Here is a 16963-nt window from a genome sequence, read left to right on the forward strand (position 1 = left end):
ACCATCGAAAGATGGTTTTTTTGTATCTATTATTTTATCGTGCCACAAGCCACAAGCCACAAGCCACAAGCCACAAGCCACAAGCCACAAGCCACAAGCCACAAGCCACAAGCCACAAGCCACAAGCCAAAAGCCACAACGTTTATTGGTTTCCTCTGTTTCTATTGGGTTTAGACTTGCTTGCTGCATATTGGGATAAAGTCTTGGAACGATGTCTCGCTGTTAGTATGCAACAACGCTATTTAGGACGGGGCAGAACAAAATAAAAAGGCGACTTAATGTCGCCTTTAAAATCAGTTCATTAAGTTACAACTCGGCACTATTCAACCCCTAAAAATCCGCCAGTTTGGTGAGCCCATAACTGGGCATAGATACCGCCAGCAGCAATCAACTCTTGATGGGTTCCTTGTTCAACAATCCGGCCTTGATCTAATACGATTAATCTATCCATGGCGGCAATAGTCGATAATCGATGGGCGATTGCAATTACGGTTTTGCCCTGCATCAATTCGTATAAGCTTTCTTGAATCGCAGCTTCAACTTCAGAGTCCAAGGCAGAAGTGGCCTCATCGAGCAGTAAAATAGGGGCATTTTTTAATAGCACCCTAGCAATCGCGATACGTTGTCTTTGTCCGCCAGAGAGTTTCACGCCGCGTTCACCGACTTGTGCATCTAAACCATGATTGCCATTAGGGTCGGTTAGTTCATTAATAAAATCATGGGCCTGAGCTTGTTTAATCGCATGTTCGAGTTGGATTTCGCTCGCCCCTGGATTGCCGTACAGAATATTTTCACGAATCGTGCGGTGCAGTAGGGAAGTGTCTTGGGTGACCATACCAATCTGTGAACGTAGCGAATCCTGTTTGACGGACTTAATGTCTTGTCCATCGATACAAATTTGGCCTTTCTCAACATCGTAAAAGCGCATTAACAGATTGACTAAGGTAGACTTACCCGCGCCCGAGCGGCCAACTAGACCGACTTTTTCGCCCGCTTTGATCGTGAGGTTGAGTTCGTCGATTACGCCAGTATTTTCACCATAATGAAAGCTCACCTGATTAAAATCGATCCGACCTTGTTCCACTACTAAGGTGTTTGCATCTGGCGAGTCTTGAATGAGTGTTGTCTTGGAAAGGGTGTTCATCCCATCGGTGACTGTACCAATATTTTCAAATAATGAACTGATTTCCCACATGATCCATTGCGACATCCCATTGAGGCGCAGCGCTAAACTCACGGCAATTGCAATTGCACCCACCGAGATGGCATTGTCACTCCAGAGCGCGATTGATACGGCGGCAATGCTGAACGCGAGTAAGTAGTTAATGATTTGTACACTGACGCTGATCCCTGTGACGAGGCGCATCTGGCGATAAACCGTGTCGAGGAAACTGCGCATACTCGCTTTCGCGTAATCAGCTTCTTTATCCGTATGGGCAAACAGTTTTACCGTGGTGATATTGGTGTAACTATCAACAATGCGTCCTGTCATCGTCGAGCGGGCATCGGCCTGTTCGGTTGAGACCGTTTTAAGCCGCGGCACAAAGTACCATTGCAGACCAATATAGAGCGCTAGCCAAATCAGCATCGGGACCACTAGGCGCACATCGGCACTGGCCACCATCACCAGCATGGAGGTGAAGTACACTAAAATGTATACCAGTACATCGAGCAACTTCATTACGGTTTCACGCACCGCAAGGGAGGTTTGCATCACCTTAGTGGCAATACGGCCAGCAAAGTCATTCTGATAGAAGGAGACGCTTTGTTTGAGCAGATAGCGGTGCGCAAGCCAGCGGATCGACATGGGATAATTGCCCAGCAAGGTTTGATGCATGATCAGCGCATGGAATAGCACTAATAGTGGCATCACCACTAGGACCATTACACCCATTAATATCAGCGTTGAGCCTTCATCTTGAAAGAGTGTCTCAGGGCTTTTTTTCACTAACCAATCGACTAATTGTCCCATAAAGCCAAATAGCGAGACTTCGAGCATGGCGATTAATGCCGTCAGCACCGACATTAAGATAAGCGGTAATTCATAGCCCTTAGTGTAATGCCGGCAGAACGCATACACCCCCGTGGGAGGCTTGGTTGGTTCGCCATCGGGCAGGGCTTCAACCCAAGATTCAAATCGTTTAAACATGAATTGACTCTATTTTATTGAGAAAAGTGAATGGGGGAAAACGTCGAGGTGTCTAGCATATAGGATCTTGCACTTTAAAAGCACGCGATGATCCAGTTCCGTTTTCCGCGAGTGTGCTAGCATAGGGTGACGTACAGTAACCGACAAGTACAAAATTGTGAATAAGATTGTCGGATAGCCAAATGAAGCTGATAGCAGTGAGTCCAAAACCAACCACTAAACCACTAGTCGTGCCGGTAGTAAACGATTTGCAAGAGTGCTACTTATCCGCGACGATTTGCCGCGAGGCTCGCATCAGCCGTGATCCACGTTTTGACGGTAAGTTCTTTGTGGGCGTGTTAAGTACGGGTATTTACTGCCGAACGGTGTGCCCTGCCGTTGCACCTAAAGAAGAAAACGTACGTTATTTCGACTCGGCCATTAAAGCCGCACAAGCGGGGCTGAGGCCTTGCCTACGTTGCCGTCCCGACAGTGCACCAGGCTCTAATCCGTGGAAAGGGACAGGCACAACCCTAGACAGAGCTATAGGTTTGATTGAAGCTGGCGCCTTATCGGGTGAGCATGGATTAACGGTCGAGGCCTTGGCGGACAAACTGGGGATCAGCAGCCGTTATCTAAATAAGTTATTTACCTCTGGATTTGGCACTTCGCCTAAGCAATTTGCACTCTATCGTCAGTTAATGTTCGCAAAACAGTTGTTGCATCAGACGCAGCTGCCCATCACTCAGGTTGCGCTTGCCGCAGGCTTTAACAGTATTCGCCGTTTCAACGAGGCATTTCAACAGACTCTGCAATTAACGCCCACACAGTTAAGAAAATCCAGTCTGAAGTCGACTGCCAAGTTAGAGGAAGGGGAGAGAACTAATAAGGCTAGTCCGCAGGAGATGCCAGCGCACAGTTTGAGTCTATATCAGTATTACCGACCGCCGCTCGATTGGCCGGCGCAGTTAGCCTTTTATCGCCTGCGCGCCGTGGCGGGAATGGAGTGGTTTTGTGAGGGGGCAAATCATGACTCCAACGACATGATGTCCCAAGATACACTTGAGTATGGTCGCACCCTGCAACTTGAGGATATCCGCGCAGTGGTGCGTATCGCCCATGAGGCACATTTGCATCGCTTTAAAATCACGCTGACATTAACGCCCGACTCGCCCTTGGCGGGCCTACAAAAACTCATCACCCAAGTGCGGCGCATTTTAGATCTCGATGCCGATATGCAGCTGATTGAGCATAAGCTACAGCGTTTGACCGATCTTAAGTTAATCCCTAAATCAGGTCTTAGGATCCCGGGAGCAGGATCTTTATTTGAGGCGGGTTGCCGAGCCGTTTTAGGTCAGCAGGTGAGCGTAGTGCAGGCCACTAAGTTACTCAATTTATTGGTCGAAGCCTATGGCGAACGTTTTAGCTTAAACGGGCAAGAGTATCGCTTGTTCCCTACACCGCAGCTGATCCGTCATGCCTGCCTCGATGAGCTTAAAATGCCTGGTGCGCGCAAACTGGCGCTCAATGCGCTTGCGGCGTTTATCTGTGAGCACCCAGAAGCCACAGCCGATGAGTGGATTGGGGTAAAAGGCATTGGCCCCTGGACCATTGCCTATGCCAAATTACGTGGGCTTGGCGATCCAAATATCTTCCTGCACACGGATTTAATTGTGAAAAAGCAATTACTGGCGACGATGGGTGAGCAGACAGGGTTAGATACTGAAGCGCAAAAACAACTGGATTATTCAGCGATTGTTGAGCGGGTAAGTGCAGATATCGCCCCTTGGGGGAGTTATTTGACCTTCCTGCTGTGGTCCAATGCATAGGGCATTTCAGGCCATGTAGTTATTGATTCAGTACCGAGGCTATATATGAGAGCCACTATTTGAAACTCAGTACGAAAACACTGTACTAAAGCCGTTGACGAGAACCATTATGAGCCCGAATTTATCGCAACTGATTAGCGCCCCAACGGCCAAAGATTATCAGCCCTGCGCTGTCGATATCTTAAGTACTCCTGTGGGCGTACTACAACTTAATGCCAATGCCTACGGATTGAGCCATTTAACGGTCGTCGGGTCGAGTCGTACCGAGATCCCCCTAAAGGTCGCAAGTGATGACGAACTCGCGCGGGCTAAAAGTCATATTGAGCAGGCAAAGGCGCAGCTTCTGGATTATTTTCGCGGTGAGCTAACCCAGTTCCACTTAAGCTTAGCGCCCAAAGGTACCGAATTTCAGCAGCAGGTGTGGCAGGCCTTGGTGCAGGTCGGTTATGGCCAGAGTTGCAGTTATGGCGAGATCGCCCAGCGTATCGACAGGCCAAAAGCCGTCAGGGCGGTCGGTGCCGCCAATGGCGCCAATCCCATCGCGATTATTGTGCCCTGTCACCGTATCATTGGTAAAAATGGCCAATTAACGGGTTATGCCTATGGACTTACGATGAAACAACAACTGTTAATGCTGGAATCGACAAGCAAGGGCGCGCATTTTACGTTAGAATAGCGGTCATATTTGTTATTGATGAGCCATGTAATTTTTTATGACCCAAGCTTCTTCCGCCGTTGCCAGCTTTGCCGAACTTGGCATTATTGCTCCCTTATGTAATCGACTCTCTGAGCTGGGTTATGTTTTTCCCACTCCGATACAGGCGGCTACCATTCCTGCCGTACTCAGTGGACAGGACGTGTTAGCAGGGGCGAATACAGGTTCTGGAAAAACTGCTGCTTTTGCAGTGCCGTTATTGCAGCGATTGAGTGAAGCAAAAAGTGCTGATAAGTCAGCAGGCCAAGTGCGTTGTTTGGTGCTCGTGCCTACCCGCGAATTGGCGCAACAAGTCGCCGACAGCTTTTTATCCTATGCATCCCACTTCAATGGCCAACTTAAGATAGTTGCGGCCTTTGGTGGCGTGTCTGTCAATCTGCAAATGCAAAGTTTATGCGCTGGCGCCGATGTGTTGGTCGCAACTCCTGGGCGTTTACTGGATTTATTAGCCAGCAATGCGCTTAAGTTAAATCGCGTCTCGGCCTTAGTGCTGGATGAAGCGGACCGCATGTTAAGCCTTGGGTTTACTGATGAATTAAATCAAGTGCTTGAGGCGCTCCCTGCCCAAAAACAAACCTTACTGTTTTCGGCGACATTCCCCGAAGAAGTGCGCGCGCTAACGACCCAATTACTCCATCAACCGCTTGAGTTTCATCTGCAAAGTGAGCAAGAAAGCACCATTGTTCAGCGTGTGATAACCGTTAACCGCGCGCAAAAAACAGCGTTATTGGCCCATTTGATTAAACAGCATCAATGGTCACAGGCGTTAATTTTTGTCAGTGCTAAAAATACCTGTAACCACCTCGCGCAAAAGTTGTCAAAACGGGGAATTAGCGCCGAAGTCTTCCATGGCGATAAAGCTCAAGGTGCGCGGACTCGCGTCCTTGATGGGTTTAAAAATGGTGACATTAGTGTGCTAATTGCGACTGATATCGCAGCCCGTGGTATTGATATTGATAAACTCCCCGTCGTGATTAACTTTGATTTACCAAGAAGTCCAGCCGATTATATGCACCGTATTGGTCGTAGCGGTCGTGCGGGCGAGGCGGGCCTCGCGGTGACTTTAATTTCCCATGAGGAATATCACCACTTTGGTGTGATTGAAAAGAAAAACAAAATCAAACTGGTGCGTGAACAAATCCCCGGATTTGAAGCCAATGCTGAAATACCGCTGGATGTGTTAGCGCAGGAAAAACCTCAGGCCAAGCCCGAAGGCTCTGGCAAGAAAAAGCGTAAACAGTTACCCGTGGCGAATGTTGAGTTTTGGGGTAAAAAGTCTTAATTCCTCAGGTGTGAGTTATGCTTAGCATATCTTCAGGTTGTTTCGAATTGGTTTGGTAGAGGCAGTATGCAGCATTTATTTTGGTTAGTTGAAGGTAAAATCGCGGGCCGCAGTGGCCCTAATAAGGACCCTTGGGATTTAGCAGAGCTTAAAGCATCGGGGATCCGCGCCGTGTTATCCGTTAATGGCGGAGAAGGCTGCGAGCCCGGTAGTTTTCAGCACCATGGTTTGCGTTATGAATGTATCCCGTTTTCCAGAAACGTGCCGCCACAGGAAGGGGATATCGCCATTTGTGTCGCCCAATTACCCAGAGCGCTAGCCTTTATTCAACAATGTGAAGCCGATGATTTACCCGTGTTAATCCATTGCCGTTCGGGAAAAGATCGTACCGGGCTCATTATGGCTTATTACCTCATGGTTAATGGTGCTGCGCCGTTGCATGCCGTTAGCCAAGTGCGCAGCATTCGCGACATTGCTTTTAGCGCTGAGGGGTGGGATCAGTTTGCCTTCGATGTGCTCTATGCTTTGCAGGATTAGTCCTTGAGAAGGGAAGATTGTTCCAAAGATAAAGTAATTGGCTGATTTGATCACATTTGACCTTAGTCATCACTTTTAAGGCATGTTAAGGTTAATATACTGGCAGTTTAATTTGAGTGAGCGCTTAGTTTTATCATGAAAAGTAAGGCAAATCAGTCACAAGGGCTACTCCTTTTTCGGTTATCTCAACATCAGGTATTTGCCTTAGGCACGCTCAAAATTCGTGAATTAGTGCCTTACACGCCGCTGAGTAAGATCCCTAAATCTCATCCGACAATCATGGGTGCCGCGACCATTCGTGGTCATACTATCCCGGTGGTGGATATGGCGGCTGCCATTGGTTATCGGCCAATCAGTGATGAAGAACGTAAACATTGCTATATCATCATTACTGATTGCCAGCGCATGATTATCGGCTTTTTAGTGCGCGCCATTGATAAGATTATTGAGTGCAATTGGCGTGACATTGAAGCGCCATCGGCAAATTTAGGGAGAAATGCCTTTTTAACTGGAGTGACGCGCTACGATAACCAGTTAGTGCAGTTACTTGACGTGGAGCTGTTACTGTCTAAGGTGTTCCCCGATGCACCTGAGGCCAATCGAGCAATCCTAACGGATGTGCAGCGGGAGAAGTTAAAACCCATGCGGATTCTGTTGGTCGATGATTCTAAGGTGGCCCGTAAGCAACTTTCCGATGCGCTCGATAGTATTAATATTCCCTATTTCGTGACCCCTGATGGAAGAGAAGCGCTCTCTATTATGGAGCAGGCGGCTGCCGAGCGTCACCCGATTGATATTTTAGTTAGTGACATCGAAATGCCGGGGCTCGATGGCTATGAGCTGGCATTTGAAGTCCGAGATAATCCACTGTTGGCTAATGCTTATATTATTCTCCATACCTCGTTGTCGAGCGAAATCAGCGTCAGCCAAGCCCATCAAGTGGGGGCAAATGAGGCGCTGACTAAGTTTGATGCCCATGAGCTTGTGGAAGCCATGCTACGGGGGGCTGATTTAGCGGCTAAGCGGTCAAATTAGAGCGTGTTGGATTTTTGTAAGGGTTTTGCAGGGACTGGGTAATTTAATTCGCTTATTTCCCTGCAAAGCTAGACAAGTTCCATCACATCCTATAAAACCTTATTGGCCTCAATTTTGAAGGTGTGGGATGGGGAAACTCAGCCGAAATATAATAACGATAGGTTAAGTAATGAAACAAGAATCATCTTTTTTAGCCAAGTTGGCTAATAGCAGTTTGGTGCTGCAAATTCTCGTCGGGATTATCGCTGGTGTCGCTTTAGCCAGTTTTTCACATGAATGGGCCAAACAAGTCGCTTTTTTAGGTAGTTTATTTGTTGGTGCATTAAAAGCGATAGCGCCTATTCTAGTCTTTATTCTCGTGGCATCCTCCATTGCGAATCAAAAGAAAAATACTCAAACGAATATGCGCCCAATCGTGGTGTTGTACTTATTGGGTACCTTTGCTGCGGCATTAACCGCAGTGATTTTAAGTATGATGTTCCCGACTAATCTGGTGTTAGTTGCGGGTGTTGAAGGCACCAGTCCGCCACAGGGAATTGGTGAGGTGATTAACACCCTGTTGTTTAAACTGGTTGATAACCCCGTGAATGCCCTGATGACGGGGAACTATATTGGTATTTTGGCTTGGGGTGTGGGTCTTGGCTTAGCCTTACATCATTCGAGTGATTCAACCAAACAAGTGTTTGCGGATGTGAGCCATGGTATTTCGCAAATGGTGCATTTTATCATTCGGTTAGCGCCTATTGGTATTTTCGGTCTAGTTGCTGCCACATTTGCTGAAACCGGTTTTGCGGCAATTGCGGGCTACGCTCAGTTATTAGCCGTATTGCTCGGTGCGATGGCTATTATCGCCTTAATTATTAACCCGCTGATTGTTTACGTTAAAATCAAACGTAATCCCTATCCACTTGTGATCCGCTGTCTGCGTGAGAGTGGTGTGACGGCATTTTTCACCCGCTCAAGTGCGGCCAATATTCCAGTGAATATGGCATTGTGTGAAAAGTTAAATCTGCACGAAGATACTTATTCAGTCTCTATCCCGTTAGGGGCAACCATCAATATGGGCGGCGCTGCGATTACGATTACCGTACTGACTTTAGCTGCGGCACATACTTTGGGGATTCAAGTTGATCTGCTGACTGCCTTGCTGCTTAGCGTGGTAGCTGCGATTTCTGCCTGTGGTGCATCTGGTGTGGCGGGTGGTTCGTTATTGCTTATTCCGCTTGCTTGTAGCTTGTTTGGCATTTCTAACGATGTGGCGATGCAAGTGGTTGCTGTTGGTTTTATTATCGGCGTGATCCAAGATGCAGCCGAAACGGCACTGAATAGCTCTACGGACGTGATTTTTACCGCTGCTGCTTGTGAAGCCGCTGAAAACAAAGCTAAACTTGGATAAAGTGTGCTGTTGTTAGTGTAGAAGAAAGTATCATAGGAGCAGTCACTTCGGTGGCTGCTTTTTTTATGGGAGTAGTTATGATCCTTTTCGATTTTAAAGAGTTAAATGCCGCAAAGTCTTGGTATGGCGTTAATGATACTGTGATGGGCGGTTTGTCACGCAGTAAGCTCACCATCTCTCCGTTAGGCTATGGGATGTTTAGCGGCCATGTGTCACTCGCCAATGGTGGCGGGTTTGCCTCGGTGCGCTGTGAGTTTGAACCCAAAAATGTGAGTGAATTCACTGGGATTTATCTCGAACTCGACCGTGATAGAAGTAAGCACTACAAAGTGAATCTCAAAGATGCCGACACGCCGCAGAGTACGGTTTATCAAGCACCGATGCCCGATGCTAAGCATCAGTCTTTTGGCGTTAATGGTGGCAGTATTATTCACTGGCAACGTATTGAAATCCCCTTTACGGCGTTTCATCCCCAGTGCCGTGGCAAGCCGATTGAGCGTGCTGAGATTGATTTGAGCCGTCTCACAAGTATTGGGCTAGTTATTGGTGCGCAGCAAAGTGGTGATTTTGCATTAAAAATTAAATCAATAGGCTGTTATTGAGTCATAAGGGGATAAGCTAATGCTTGTCCCCTTAATCTACTGCTACACGCTCAACTCAGCGCGATTTAGGCTCCCACAATCCCTAGGGGCTTAGCATGTTCCCATGCGCCGCGGGTAAAGTCGGGAAAGTTTACTGAGTTACTGCGGTTATTGAGTGATTGTTCACTTAAAATATTGACCACAGACCAAGCCGCACCATCATAGACATCCTGATCGAGTGCCTCGCCGTTACGTAGGCAGTAGATCATTCGCCAAAGCATCACAAAATCCATGCCGCCGTGACCGCCGTTGATTTCGGCTTCTTTACCAATACGTTGCCACAGTGGGTGATCGTATTTGTCATACCACTTTTGCATGTCCATATCCCACTCGTGGTAACTCTGACCAAAACCCCCATTTTCGATTGCGATACGATTAGGGAAGCCAGCAAACACACCGTTAGTGCCTTGGATTAGATTATGGCGACTGTAGGGTCTTGGGGTGGTGGTATCGTGTTGAACCATAATGGTTCTGCCTTTCACGGTTTTAATCAGGCTAGTGCTCATATCGCCATTAATGTATTTGAGCTGATTACGTTCATGATCGGCGGGAAATTCTCGCTTAGCATATAAAGCACGACCTAAAGCTGGCGAACTCATGGAAGTCAGGTAATCGAATCTGTCACCGCGGTTGATATTCATATACTGGGAAATAGGCCCTAAACCGTGAGTGGGATATAAATTACCATTGCGTTTAGTATGCCAATAAGTGCGCCATGATCCGGTTTTATGATCAATTTCTTTCATTTGCCAGCGCAGTTCATGGATATAAGCGGCTTCGCCGTGGAGTAATTCGCCAAATAAGCCTTGGCGCACCATGTTAAGCACCATCAGTTCTTCACGACCGTAATTGACGTTTTCCATCATCATGCAGTTTTTCTGGGTACGCTCGGCGGTATCGATGATTTGCCAGCACTCTTCGACTGTGAGGGCGAGTGGTACTTCAACAAAGGCGTGTTTACCACTTTCCATAGTGTCGATAGCCATTGGAGCATGCCATTCCCACGGAGTGGAAATAATCACAATATCGATGTCATCACGGTTTAATAGCTCGCGATAGCTCAAATCATTGCCGGTATAGATCGCAGTTTTTGGCCGTTTTTGTTTAACGATATGCTCAACCGCTCTATCAATAACCGCTTGGTGCGTATCGCAAATGGCTTTTAGCTCCACGCCGTCTAAGTGACAAAACTGTTCGACATGGCTAAATCCACGCTCTCCCACACCGATAAAACCAACTCTAACCACCTCCATTTTAGGGGCAATGAGTCCAATAACTGATTTCCCACGACTGGGTTTCGGGGCAACGTTACTGGCGGTAGCGTCGAGGGCAATATTGGCCGTAACAAGGCCGGCAGTGACGGCGCCTGCGGCTTTCAGAAAATGGCGGCGATGAATATTGTGCATAGGCTTCCTGCTTTATTGTTGTTTATTTGTAGGGCGATTTTAATCCATCTTGTTATATCAGAATCTCACTGTAAGTGGACATTAAAAGATGTAACAAGCTCATTCATACGTAATTAAATAAACCGTATTGCAACAGGTTATTTATCTTTACTTTAGCGATAGGTAAATAGTGATAAAGATCGCGTTTTTATTTTCTAATTAAGCTACACTGCCCATTAATTAATCAAGCTAAATTATCTTTTAGTTTTTAAATGTTTAGCAAATTAAATTTAACCAAAAAATTACATTTTTTGATGAGTTTGACGTAATTTGCGACTCGGGGGAGTAAAGCGGTATATGGGTTCTATGCTTAATGTACTACCACAACTGACGTTCACTTTAGGTGATTGGGTATTGCATAAGGATATCAGGATGTCTGGGATTGAAAAACGCCGTCGCCTACATTGGCGGGAGACAGATATGCAAAATCGTGAAATTATTGGTCGTTGGTTAGATGAGCGTCCACTGCTAGGTGACAAAATTACCCTCTATAAAGAAGCAGATAAATATTATTTAGAAACTTGGTTCAGTGATGGCTGCCATAGCTTAGATGAAGTCAATTTAACTGATACGCCACAGGGCAAAAAAGTAGAAGATGTGGGCGGTAATTTCTTCGGTGAGTATTTTATGGTAACGCCTAATATGCAACTGCAATTTTGCAACGAACAGGGTAGTTATTTTCAAGTAGATAAATTAGTTGTGGATATTGATTTTAATCAGCGCGTTGCTTAAAACGGTTGTGATTTTTTAATGGCAACTGAGTTGGGCGAATAATATTCCCTCTCAAGCTTATCCCTGTGTAGCGGGATGGTCAGGTTTGGTTAAAACAGAGGTCGCTTAACGCGACCTCTTGTATTTTTGCCGATTATTCATTGAAAGAATGCTGACTGTAAAAATGCATCCTTTTACCCGAATACGGATGGGTAAAGCTCAAGCTTTGGGCATGGAGACACAGTCTCGGTCTGGCCTTGATCACCTCAGCATTACCATAAAATTCATCCCCTAAAATGGGATGCCCAAGGGCGAGCATATGTACCCTAAGCTGGTGGGTTCGGCCCGTTTCTGGGGTTAATTCCACTAAGGTGCTGTTTTCGCGTCTTTCTAGCACTCGGTAATGGGTCAAAGCACTTTTCGCGCCAGCCGTCCCCGCCGCTTGGGTCTTTTGATAGGGTGGATGCTCGGGGTCGGGGGCGATAGCTAAATCAATTATACCTGCATCCAGCTCGACCAGTCCCATGACCTCAGCAATATACACTTTCTCACTTTGTCGATCTTGAAACTGGGTTTTTAAGTGGGATTCGGCTTTTTTATTGCGCGCAAAAACCATAATGCCTGAGGTGGCGCAGTCGAGTCTGTGCACCAGAATCGTTTCAGGATAAAGACGTTGCAGCCGAGTGAGGGCACAATCGAAGGTATGTGCGGCTCTGCCGGGATTAGACAATAAGCCCGAAGGTTTATTAATAACGATCACATCTCTATCTTGATAGCGAAGATCTAACCAAGGGACTGAAGGGGGCTGGTAATCAAATATCTGCATCGTATCCTCATCTTTTGCGAGGCCATACTAGCAAAATATCAGTTACTAAGCAGTATATTCTCAACAATGTCATGGGGCATTAAAACTGCGCTAACCATAATCTAAACTTCATCCCCCAGGTAGACGTGACTCCTGAGGTAACGTAACGAATATTTCCTTGCGTATCGATAACATAAATGGCTGGAAATGCCATCGCGCCCCAGAGAGCACTTTGCGTTCCACCATCATCATTAAGTACCGGAAAGTGATATTGATGTTCATCCATAAAGGTTTGAATCTCACTATCACTACCTGAAGCAACGGCGACTGAAATCACCCGATGATTTTGGCTGATGGTCTCAACCATCGGCGATGTTACGCGGCATACTGGGCACCAGGTTCCCCAGAAATAGACTAATGTTGGCTCAGTTTGGGCTGTATTAAGTGCAAACTTGCCGCCATCAATGGTAATACCGCTTAATACTGGCGCTTGGCCTGTGACCATATCCCGTTGTAAATAGAGGCTTACCCCATAGAGCAGTAGCGCCATAATGGTTAAATCCCTAAGCTGCTTTAGCCAAAATCGAGGGCTTTGCAGTTTTTGTTTCCATCCCTTTGGATGAGGTGATTGCTCCCTTGAGCTTGCTCTTATCACTGAGATGGTCTCCTCGGGATTATTCGGGTAAATAGTCACTCGGAGTTTTACGGCTCCAAATACGGGTATAGGCCATCAACTGGGGGTAGAAGGTACGAAAGGCGGTTTCTGTCTCAATCTGCATTTGGGCTAAAATTTTATCCGCACCGTTAAATAAGGCACTGTGCGGATGACCTTTGGCCCTTTGGGTTAATGCCTGTTGAATGCCCTTAGGTGTGGCGTAGCCGTTTAACCAATCTTGACGGCGCATATCGGCGATAATGTCTAGGCATAGCTGAGGGTGATACACATCGCTTTGCGCGGCAAATTCTGCCAGTTCACTATAGGCTTTTTGGCTAAAATCAGGCAGTGACAGATGATGATATTCTTCCCAGTAGAAGGCTAAATAATAATCGAAACTGATGAACATCAAATCTGCTGCTATACTTGTTAACTGTTTAGGAAACAATGCGATGAGTTCTTGAGTCAACTCATGGGTCGCACAGAGCTGATTGATTTCATGGTTTAACCACAGTCCTTGGCGTAGTGCTTGTGGGGCATTGTCTATCGACGCGGTAATAAAATTGCCTGCTAGATTGGCACCAAGGTGGGTTTTACTGATATCAGCCAGATGTAAGTGTGTAAGAATGTTCATTTTTTGTGCTTGGTTAATCGCGTTGGTTCACGTTATCATGGGCAGGCGCGCTGAGGAAAGTGCAAATAGGCAAAAATCGTGTGCTTTTGTAAGGTAGTGCTAGATTCAGCATTTCTAACAGGAGTGTAAATGCTGATGCTAAAGACAGAAAATGCGCTAATCAACTAACCTGTTAAGGATCATGGACGATGTGGAACTGGTTCATCAAAATGCTTGGTAAAGACGAGCGTCCCAAACGTAAAAAAATGCTGGTTGATATTCCCTATGAGCAACATAGTTTCAGCATCGATCATTTTGCTCGCACTCGGGCTAAATATGATGTGGATGACGCATTGAGCTCAAATACGCTCAATGAGCAGGATGCAGTGACCGATATGGATATCGCGAACAAGTAATCTTGATCTTATTGGCCTCTAACCATAGACTAGCCGCCGTTCTAAGCTATCTAGAGGCCTTTGCATGCGCGTAACAGACTTTTCTTTCGATCTTCCCGACGAACTCATCGCTCGTTATCCCATGGCGCAACGTACGGCGTCACGTCTGTTAACCTTAGATGGCAATACTGGCACGCTCGCCGATAAACAGTTTACCGATCTGCTGGAGATGATTAATCCCGGCGATTTAATGGTATTTAACAATACCCGGGTGATCCCAGCACGTTTATTTGGCCAAAAGGCCAGTGGTGGCAAACTCGAGATTTTAGTTGAGCGTATGCTCGACGATAAGCGTATTCTCGCCCATGTGCGCAGCTCTAAATCCCCGAAAGTAGATAGCATTATTCATCTCGACGGCGGTTATGAGATGAAGATGGCTGCTCGCCATGACGCCTTATTTGAACTCGAACTCTTATCCGATCTCACAATTTTAGAAGTGCTCGAAGCAGTAGGGCATATGCCATTGCCTCCTTATATCGACCGTCCCGATGAGGATGCCGATAAAGAGCGCTATCAAACCGTGTATAATCAGAACCCCGGTGCGGTTGCCGCGCCAACGGCGGGTCTACACTTTGATGATGTCATGCTTGAGGCATTAAAAGCCAAGGGCGTAAGTATCGCCTTTGTGACTCTGCACGTCGGTGCAGGCACCTTCCAACCCGTGCGCGTCGATAATGTGCTCGAGCACAAAATGCATTCCGAGTGGGCCAATGTGCCGCAGGATGTGGTGGATTTAATTGCCCAAACGAAAGCGGCAGGCAAACGTGTGGTTGCTGTGGGCACGACGTCTGTACGTTCACTGGAGAGTGCGGCCCGTGCAAGTGAAGGCGAACTTAAAGCCTTTAGCGGTGATACCGATATCTTTATCTACCCTGGGTATCAGTTCCAAATCGTCGATGCCATGATCACTAACTTTCACCTGCCGGAATCGACGCTCATCATGTTGGTTAGTGCCTTTGCGGGTTTTGATCATGTTATGGTGGCGTATCAACACGCAATCACGCAAAAATATCGCTTCTTTAGCTATGGCGATGCCATGTTTGTGACGAAAAAAGCTCACTAGACCAAGATTTTGTTTTAAAATAGCCGCCCACATTGAGTTTGGGCGGATATTTTTTCAGCCAAAGGTTGAACCTTTTTGAACTGTCCCTATCTCTATTGTTAATCAAAATGGCGCTTGCCATTAAAAATGTAGTCAGACTGTTTATCTGGCGAGGTGAATGATGAAATTTGAACTTGACACTACCGACGGCCGTGCGCGCCGTGGTCGCTTGATTTTTGAACGTGGTACAGTGGAAACCCCAGCATTTATGCCTGTAGGGACTTACGGTACGGTAAAAGGGATGACGCCAGAAGAAGTGCGTGCTACTGGCGCCGATATTCTGCTCGGTAACACTTTCCACCTGTGGTTACGCCCTGGCGAAGAAATCATGCGTAAGCATGGTGACCTTCACGATTTTATGAATTGGCAGCGTCCTATTCTGACCGATTCGGGCGGTTTCCAAGTGTTCAGTTTGGGTGACATTCGTAAAATTACTGAAGAAGGTGTGCATTTCCGCTCGCCAATTAACGGCGAGAAAATCTTCTTAGATCCTGAAAAGTCAATGCAAATTCAACATGCATTGGGCAGTGATGTGGTAATGATTTTTGACGAATGTACTCCGTATCCAGCAACCGAAGATGAAGCGCGCAAGTCAATGCAGATGTCACTGCGTTGGGCTAAGCGTTCACGCGACGAGTTTGACCGCCTGGAAAACCCCAATTCATTATTTGGGATTATCCAAGGCAGTGTGTATGAAGATTTACGCGACGAGAGCTTAAAAGGCTTAGTCGAAATTGGTTTCGACGGTTATGCCGTCGGTGGTTTGGCCGTAGGTGAGCCTAAGGAAGACATGCATCGCATTCTTGAGCATGTCTGTCCACAAATTCCTGCTGACAAGCCGCGCTATCTGATGGGGGTCGGTAAGCCAGAGGATTTAGTTGAAGGTGTGCGTCGTGGTATCGACATGTTTGACTGTGTGATGCCAACCCGTAACGCCCGCAACGGCCATCTGTTTACCAGTGAAGGTGTCATCAAGATCCGCAACGCGCGTCATCGTGATGACACTTCACCGCTCGATCCTAAGTGTGATTGTTATACCTGTAAAAACTATTCACGGGCATACCTTTACCATTTAGATCGTTGTAATGAGATTCTGGGTGCGCGTTTAAACACCATTCACAACTTGAGATACTATCAAATGTTAATGGAAGGTTTGCGCGGTGCGATTGAGACGGGTACATTAGACGCCTTTGTGAAGGACTTCTATACCAGTCAAGGTCGCGAAGTACCAGAGTTAGTCGATTGATTTTTTGCTAATAAGAAGAGAAAACTATGTTCATTTCAAATGCATATGCAAATGCTGCTGGCGCTCCACAGAGTGGTGGCACTATGGAATTGATTTTCATGCTGGTGATTTTCGGCCTGATTTTCTATTTCATGATTTTCCGTCCGCAATCGAAGCGTGTTAAAGAGCACAAAAACCTGATGTCATCACTTGGAAAAGGTGATGAAGTGCTGACCAGCGGCGGCATTTTAGGCAAGATTGCAAAGATCAGCGATGACAATGACTACGTGTTACTGAGCTTGAACGACACGACTCAAATTACAATTAAAAAAGATTACATTGCAGCTGTATTGCCTAAGGGCTCTATCCAGTCGTTGTAAGCCAAGAGG

The 16963-nt window shown here is 46.7% G+C and carries 17 protein-coding genes; 12 read left to right on the plus strand and 5 right to left on the minus strand.

All coding sequences use genetic code 11. The features are described from left to right. Positions 1–319 precede the first annotated feature (319 nt). Positions 320–2149 (minus strand): ABC transporter ATP-binding protein, encoded by a 1830-nt coding sequence (locus KXJ80_RS09695; protein WP_259474687.1) that lies wholly within the window; start codon positions 2147–2149, stop codon positions 320–322. Between the two features lie 182 nt (positions 2150–2331). Between KXJ80_RS09695 and KXJ80_RS09700 the strand changes: the two genes are divergently transcribed. From KXJ80_RS09700 to KXJ80_RS09730, 7 genes are all read left to right on the plus strand, one after another. Next, positions 2332–3957, plus strand: coding sequence for a DNA-3-methyladenine glycosylase 2 family protein (locus tag KXJ80_RS09700; RefSeq protein ID WP_259474688.1), 1626 nt, complete (start codon positions 2332–2334; stop codon positions 3955–3957). A gap of 109 nt (positions 3958–4066) precedes the next feature. Further along, positions 4067–4633, plus strand: a complete 567-nt coding sequence (locus KXJ80_RS09705; protein ID WP_203433294.1) for a methylated-DNA--[protein]-cysteine S-methyltransferase — start codon at positions 4067–4069, stop codon at positions 4631–4633. 37 nt (positions 4634–4670) lie between these two features. Beyond that, on the plus strand, positions 4671–5954 hold the full coding sequence (locus KXJ80_RS09710; RefSeq protein ID WP_259474689.1) for a DEAD/DEAH box helicase: 1284 nt from the start codon (positions 4671–4673) through the stop codon (positions 5952–5954). Positions 5955–6020: 66 nt separating this feature from the next. Then, positions 6021–6491, plus strand: coding sequence for a phosphatase domain-containing protein (locus KXJ80_RS09715; RefSeq protein WP_037420279.1), 471 nt, complete (start codon positions 6021–6023; stop codon positions 6489–6491). Positions 6492–6626: 135 nt separating this feature from the next. Then, entirely contained in the window at positions 6627–7526 is a 900-nt protein-coding gene (locus tag KXJ80_RS09720) for a chemotaxis protein CheV (protein ID WP_055648739.1), read from the plus strand. A 169-nt stretch (positions 7527–7695) separates the two neighbouring features. Continuing rightward, entirely contained in the window at positions 7696–8922 is a 1227-nt protein-coding gene (gene sstT, locus KXJ80_RS09725) for a serine/threonine transporter SstT (RefSeq protein ID WP_037420273.1), read from the plus strand. 77 nt (positions 8923–8999) lie between these two features. Then, on the plus strand, positions 9000–9524 hold the full coding sequence (locus KXJ80_RS09730) for a CIA30 family protein (protein WP_037428213.1): 525 nt from the start codon (positions 9000–9002) through the stop codon (positions 9522–9524). A gap of 65 nt (positions 9525–9589) precedes the next feature. Here the strand turns inward: KXJ80_RS09730 and KXJ80_RS09735 are convergent, their stop codons facing one another. Continuing rightward, positions 9590–10969, minus strand: coding sequence for a Gfo/Idh/MocA family oxidoreductase (locus KXJ80_RS09735; RefSeq protein WP_218738869.1), 1380 nt, complete (start codon positions 10967–10969; stop codon positions 9590–9592). A 336-nt stretch (positions 10970–11305) separates the two neighbouring features. Here KXJ80_RS09735 and KXJ80_RS09740 point away from each other — a divergent pair, with 336 nt between their 5' ends. Continuing rightward, positions 11306–11740, plus strand: a complete 435-nt coding sequence (locus KXJ80_RS09740) for a hypothetical protein (protein WP_140906740.1) — start codon at positions 11306–11308, stop codon at positions 11738–11740. Between the two features lie 133 nt (positions 11741–11873). Here the strand turns inward: KXJ80_RS09740 and KXJ80_RS09745 are convergent, their stop codons facing one another. The 3 genes from KXJ80_RS09745 to KXJ80_RS09755 form a co-directional block, all read right to left on the minus strand. Next, on the minus strand, positions 11874–12545 hold the full coding sequence (locus KXJ80_RS09745; protein ID WP_172589792.1) for an RluA family pseudouridine synthase: 672 nt from the start codon (positions 12543–12545) through the stop codon (positions 11874–11876). Between the two features lie 79 nt (positions 12546–12624). Further along, positions 12625–13179, minus strand: a complete 555-nt coding sequence (locus tag KXJ80_RS09750; RefSeq protein WP_370686212.1) for a protein disulfide oxidoreductase — start codon at positions 13177–13179, stop codon at positions 12625–12627. 19 nt (positions 13180–13198) lie between these two features. After that, a complete protein-coding gene (locus KXJ80_RS09755) occupies positions 13199–13813 on the minus strand; it encodes an acyl carrier protein phosphodiesterase (protein ID WP_037428216.1) in 615 nt (204 codons plus the stop codon). A 188-nt stretch (positions 13814–14001) separates the two neighbouring features. On the opposite strand from KXJ80_RS09755, the gene KXJ80_RS09760 reads away from it, so the two are divergent. The 4 genes from KXJ80_RS09760 to yajC all read left to right on the plus strand — a co-directional run bounded on the left by KXJ80_RS09760 (position 14002) and on the right by yajC (position 16954). Further along, positions 14002–14208 carry a hypothetical protein gene (locus KXJ80_RS09760; RefSeq protein ID WP_172589791.1) on the plus strand — a complete coding sequence of 69 codons (207 nt, stop codon included), beginning with the start codon at positions 14002–14004 and terminating at the stop codon, positions 14206–14208. Between the two features lie 64 nt (positions 14209–14272). After that, positions 14273–15310: a tRNA preQ1(34) S-adenosylmethionine ribosyltransferase-isomerase QueA gene (gene queA / locus KXJ80_RS09765; protein ID WP_144375777.1), complete on the plus strand. Its 1038-nt coding sequence runs from the start codon at positions 14273–14275 to the stop codon at positions 15308–15310. A gap of 160 nt (positions 15311–15470) precedes the next feature. Next, complete coding sequence (tgt, locus tag KXJ80_RS09770) at positions 15471–16595, plus strand: tRNA guanosine(34) transglycosylase Tgt (protein ID WP_011622165.1); 1125 nt, start codon at positions 15471–15473, stop codon at positions 16593–16595. Positions 16596–16621: 26 nt separating this feature from the next. Continuing rightward, the gene (gene yajC, locus KXJ80_RS09775) at positions 16622–16954 is read left to right on the plus strand and encodes a preprotein translocase subunit YajC (RefSeq protein WP_037420249.1); all 333 of its coding nucleotides are present in this window, start codon (positions 16622–16624) and stop codon (positions 16952–16954) included. Positions 16955–16963 lie beyond the last annotated feature (9 nt).

Origin of the sequence: Shewanella xiamenensis (assembly GCF_024971755.1) — a bacterium.
In the GTDB taxonomy this organism is placed as follows: domain Bacteria; phylum Pseudomonadota; class Gammaproteobacteria; order Enterobacterales; family Shewanellaceae; genus Shewanella; species Shewanella xiamenensis.

Bases quoted from the DNA above. Each gene is read 5' to 3' on its own strand.
- tgt (WP_011622165.1), top strand. From the start codon at position 15,471: ATGAAATTTGAACTTGACACTACCGACGGCCGTGCGCGCCGTGGTCGC.
- KXJ80_RS09755 (WP_037428216.1), bottom strand. From the start codon at position 13,813: ATGAACATTCTTACACACTTACATCTGGCTGATATCAGTAAAACCCAC.
- KXJ80_RS09740 (WP_140906740.1), top strand. From the start codon at position 11,306: ATGGGTTCTATGCTTAATGTACTACCACAACTGACGTTCACTTTAGGT.
- KXJ80_RS09730 (WP_037428213.1), top strand. From the start codon at position 9,000: ATGATCCTTTTCGATTTTAAAGAGTTAAATGCCGCAAAGTCTTGGTAT.
- yajC (WP_037420249.1), top strand. From the start codon at position 16,622: ATGTTCATTTCAAATGCATATGCAAATGCTGCTGGCGCTCCACAGAGT.
- sstT (WP_037420273.1), top strand. From the start codon at position 7,696: ATGAAACAAGAATCATCTTTTTTAGCCAAGTTGGCTAATAGCAGTTTG.
- KXJ80_RS09760 (WP_172589791.1), top strand. From the start codon at position 14,002: ATGTGGAACTGGTTCATCAAAATGCTTGGTAAAGACGAGCGTCCCAAA.
- KXJ80_RS09735 (WP_218738869.1), bottom strand. From the start codon at position 10,969: ATGCACAATATTCATCGCCGCCATTTTCTGAAAGCCGCAGGCGCCGTC.
- KXJ80_RS09720 (WP_055648739.1), top strand. From the start codon at position 6,627: ATGAAAAGTAAGGCAAATCAGTCACAAGGGCTACTCCTTTTTCGGTTA.
- queA (WP_144375777.1), top strand. From the start codon at position 14,273: ATGCGCGTAACAGACTTTTCTTTCGATCTTCCCGACGAACTCATCGCT.
- KXJ80_RS09695 (WP_259474687.1), bottom strand. From the start codon at position 2,149: ATGTTTAAACGATTTGAATCTTGGGTTGAAGCCCTGCCCGATGGCGAA.
- KXJ80_RS09700 (WP_259474688.1), top strand. From the start codon at position 2,332: ATGAAGCTGATAGCAGTGAGTCCAAAACCAACCACTAAACCACTAGTC.
- KXJ80_RS09705 (WP_203433294.1), top strand. From the start codon at position 4,067: ATGAGCCCGAATTTATCGCAACTGATTAGCGCCCCAACGGCCAAAGAT.
- KXJ80_RS09715 (WP_037420279.1), top strand. From the start codon at position 6,021: ATGCAGCATTTATTTTGGTTAGTTGAAGGTAAAATCGCGGGCCGCAGT.
- KXJ80_RS09710 (WP_259474689.1), top strand. From the start codon at position 4,671: ATGACCCAAGCTTCTTCCGCCGTTGCCAGCTTTGCCGAACTTGGCATT.
- KXJ80_RS09745 (WP_172589792.1), bottom strand. From the start codon at position 12,545: ATGCAGATATTTGATTACCAGCCCCCTTCAGTCCCTTGGTTAGATCTT.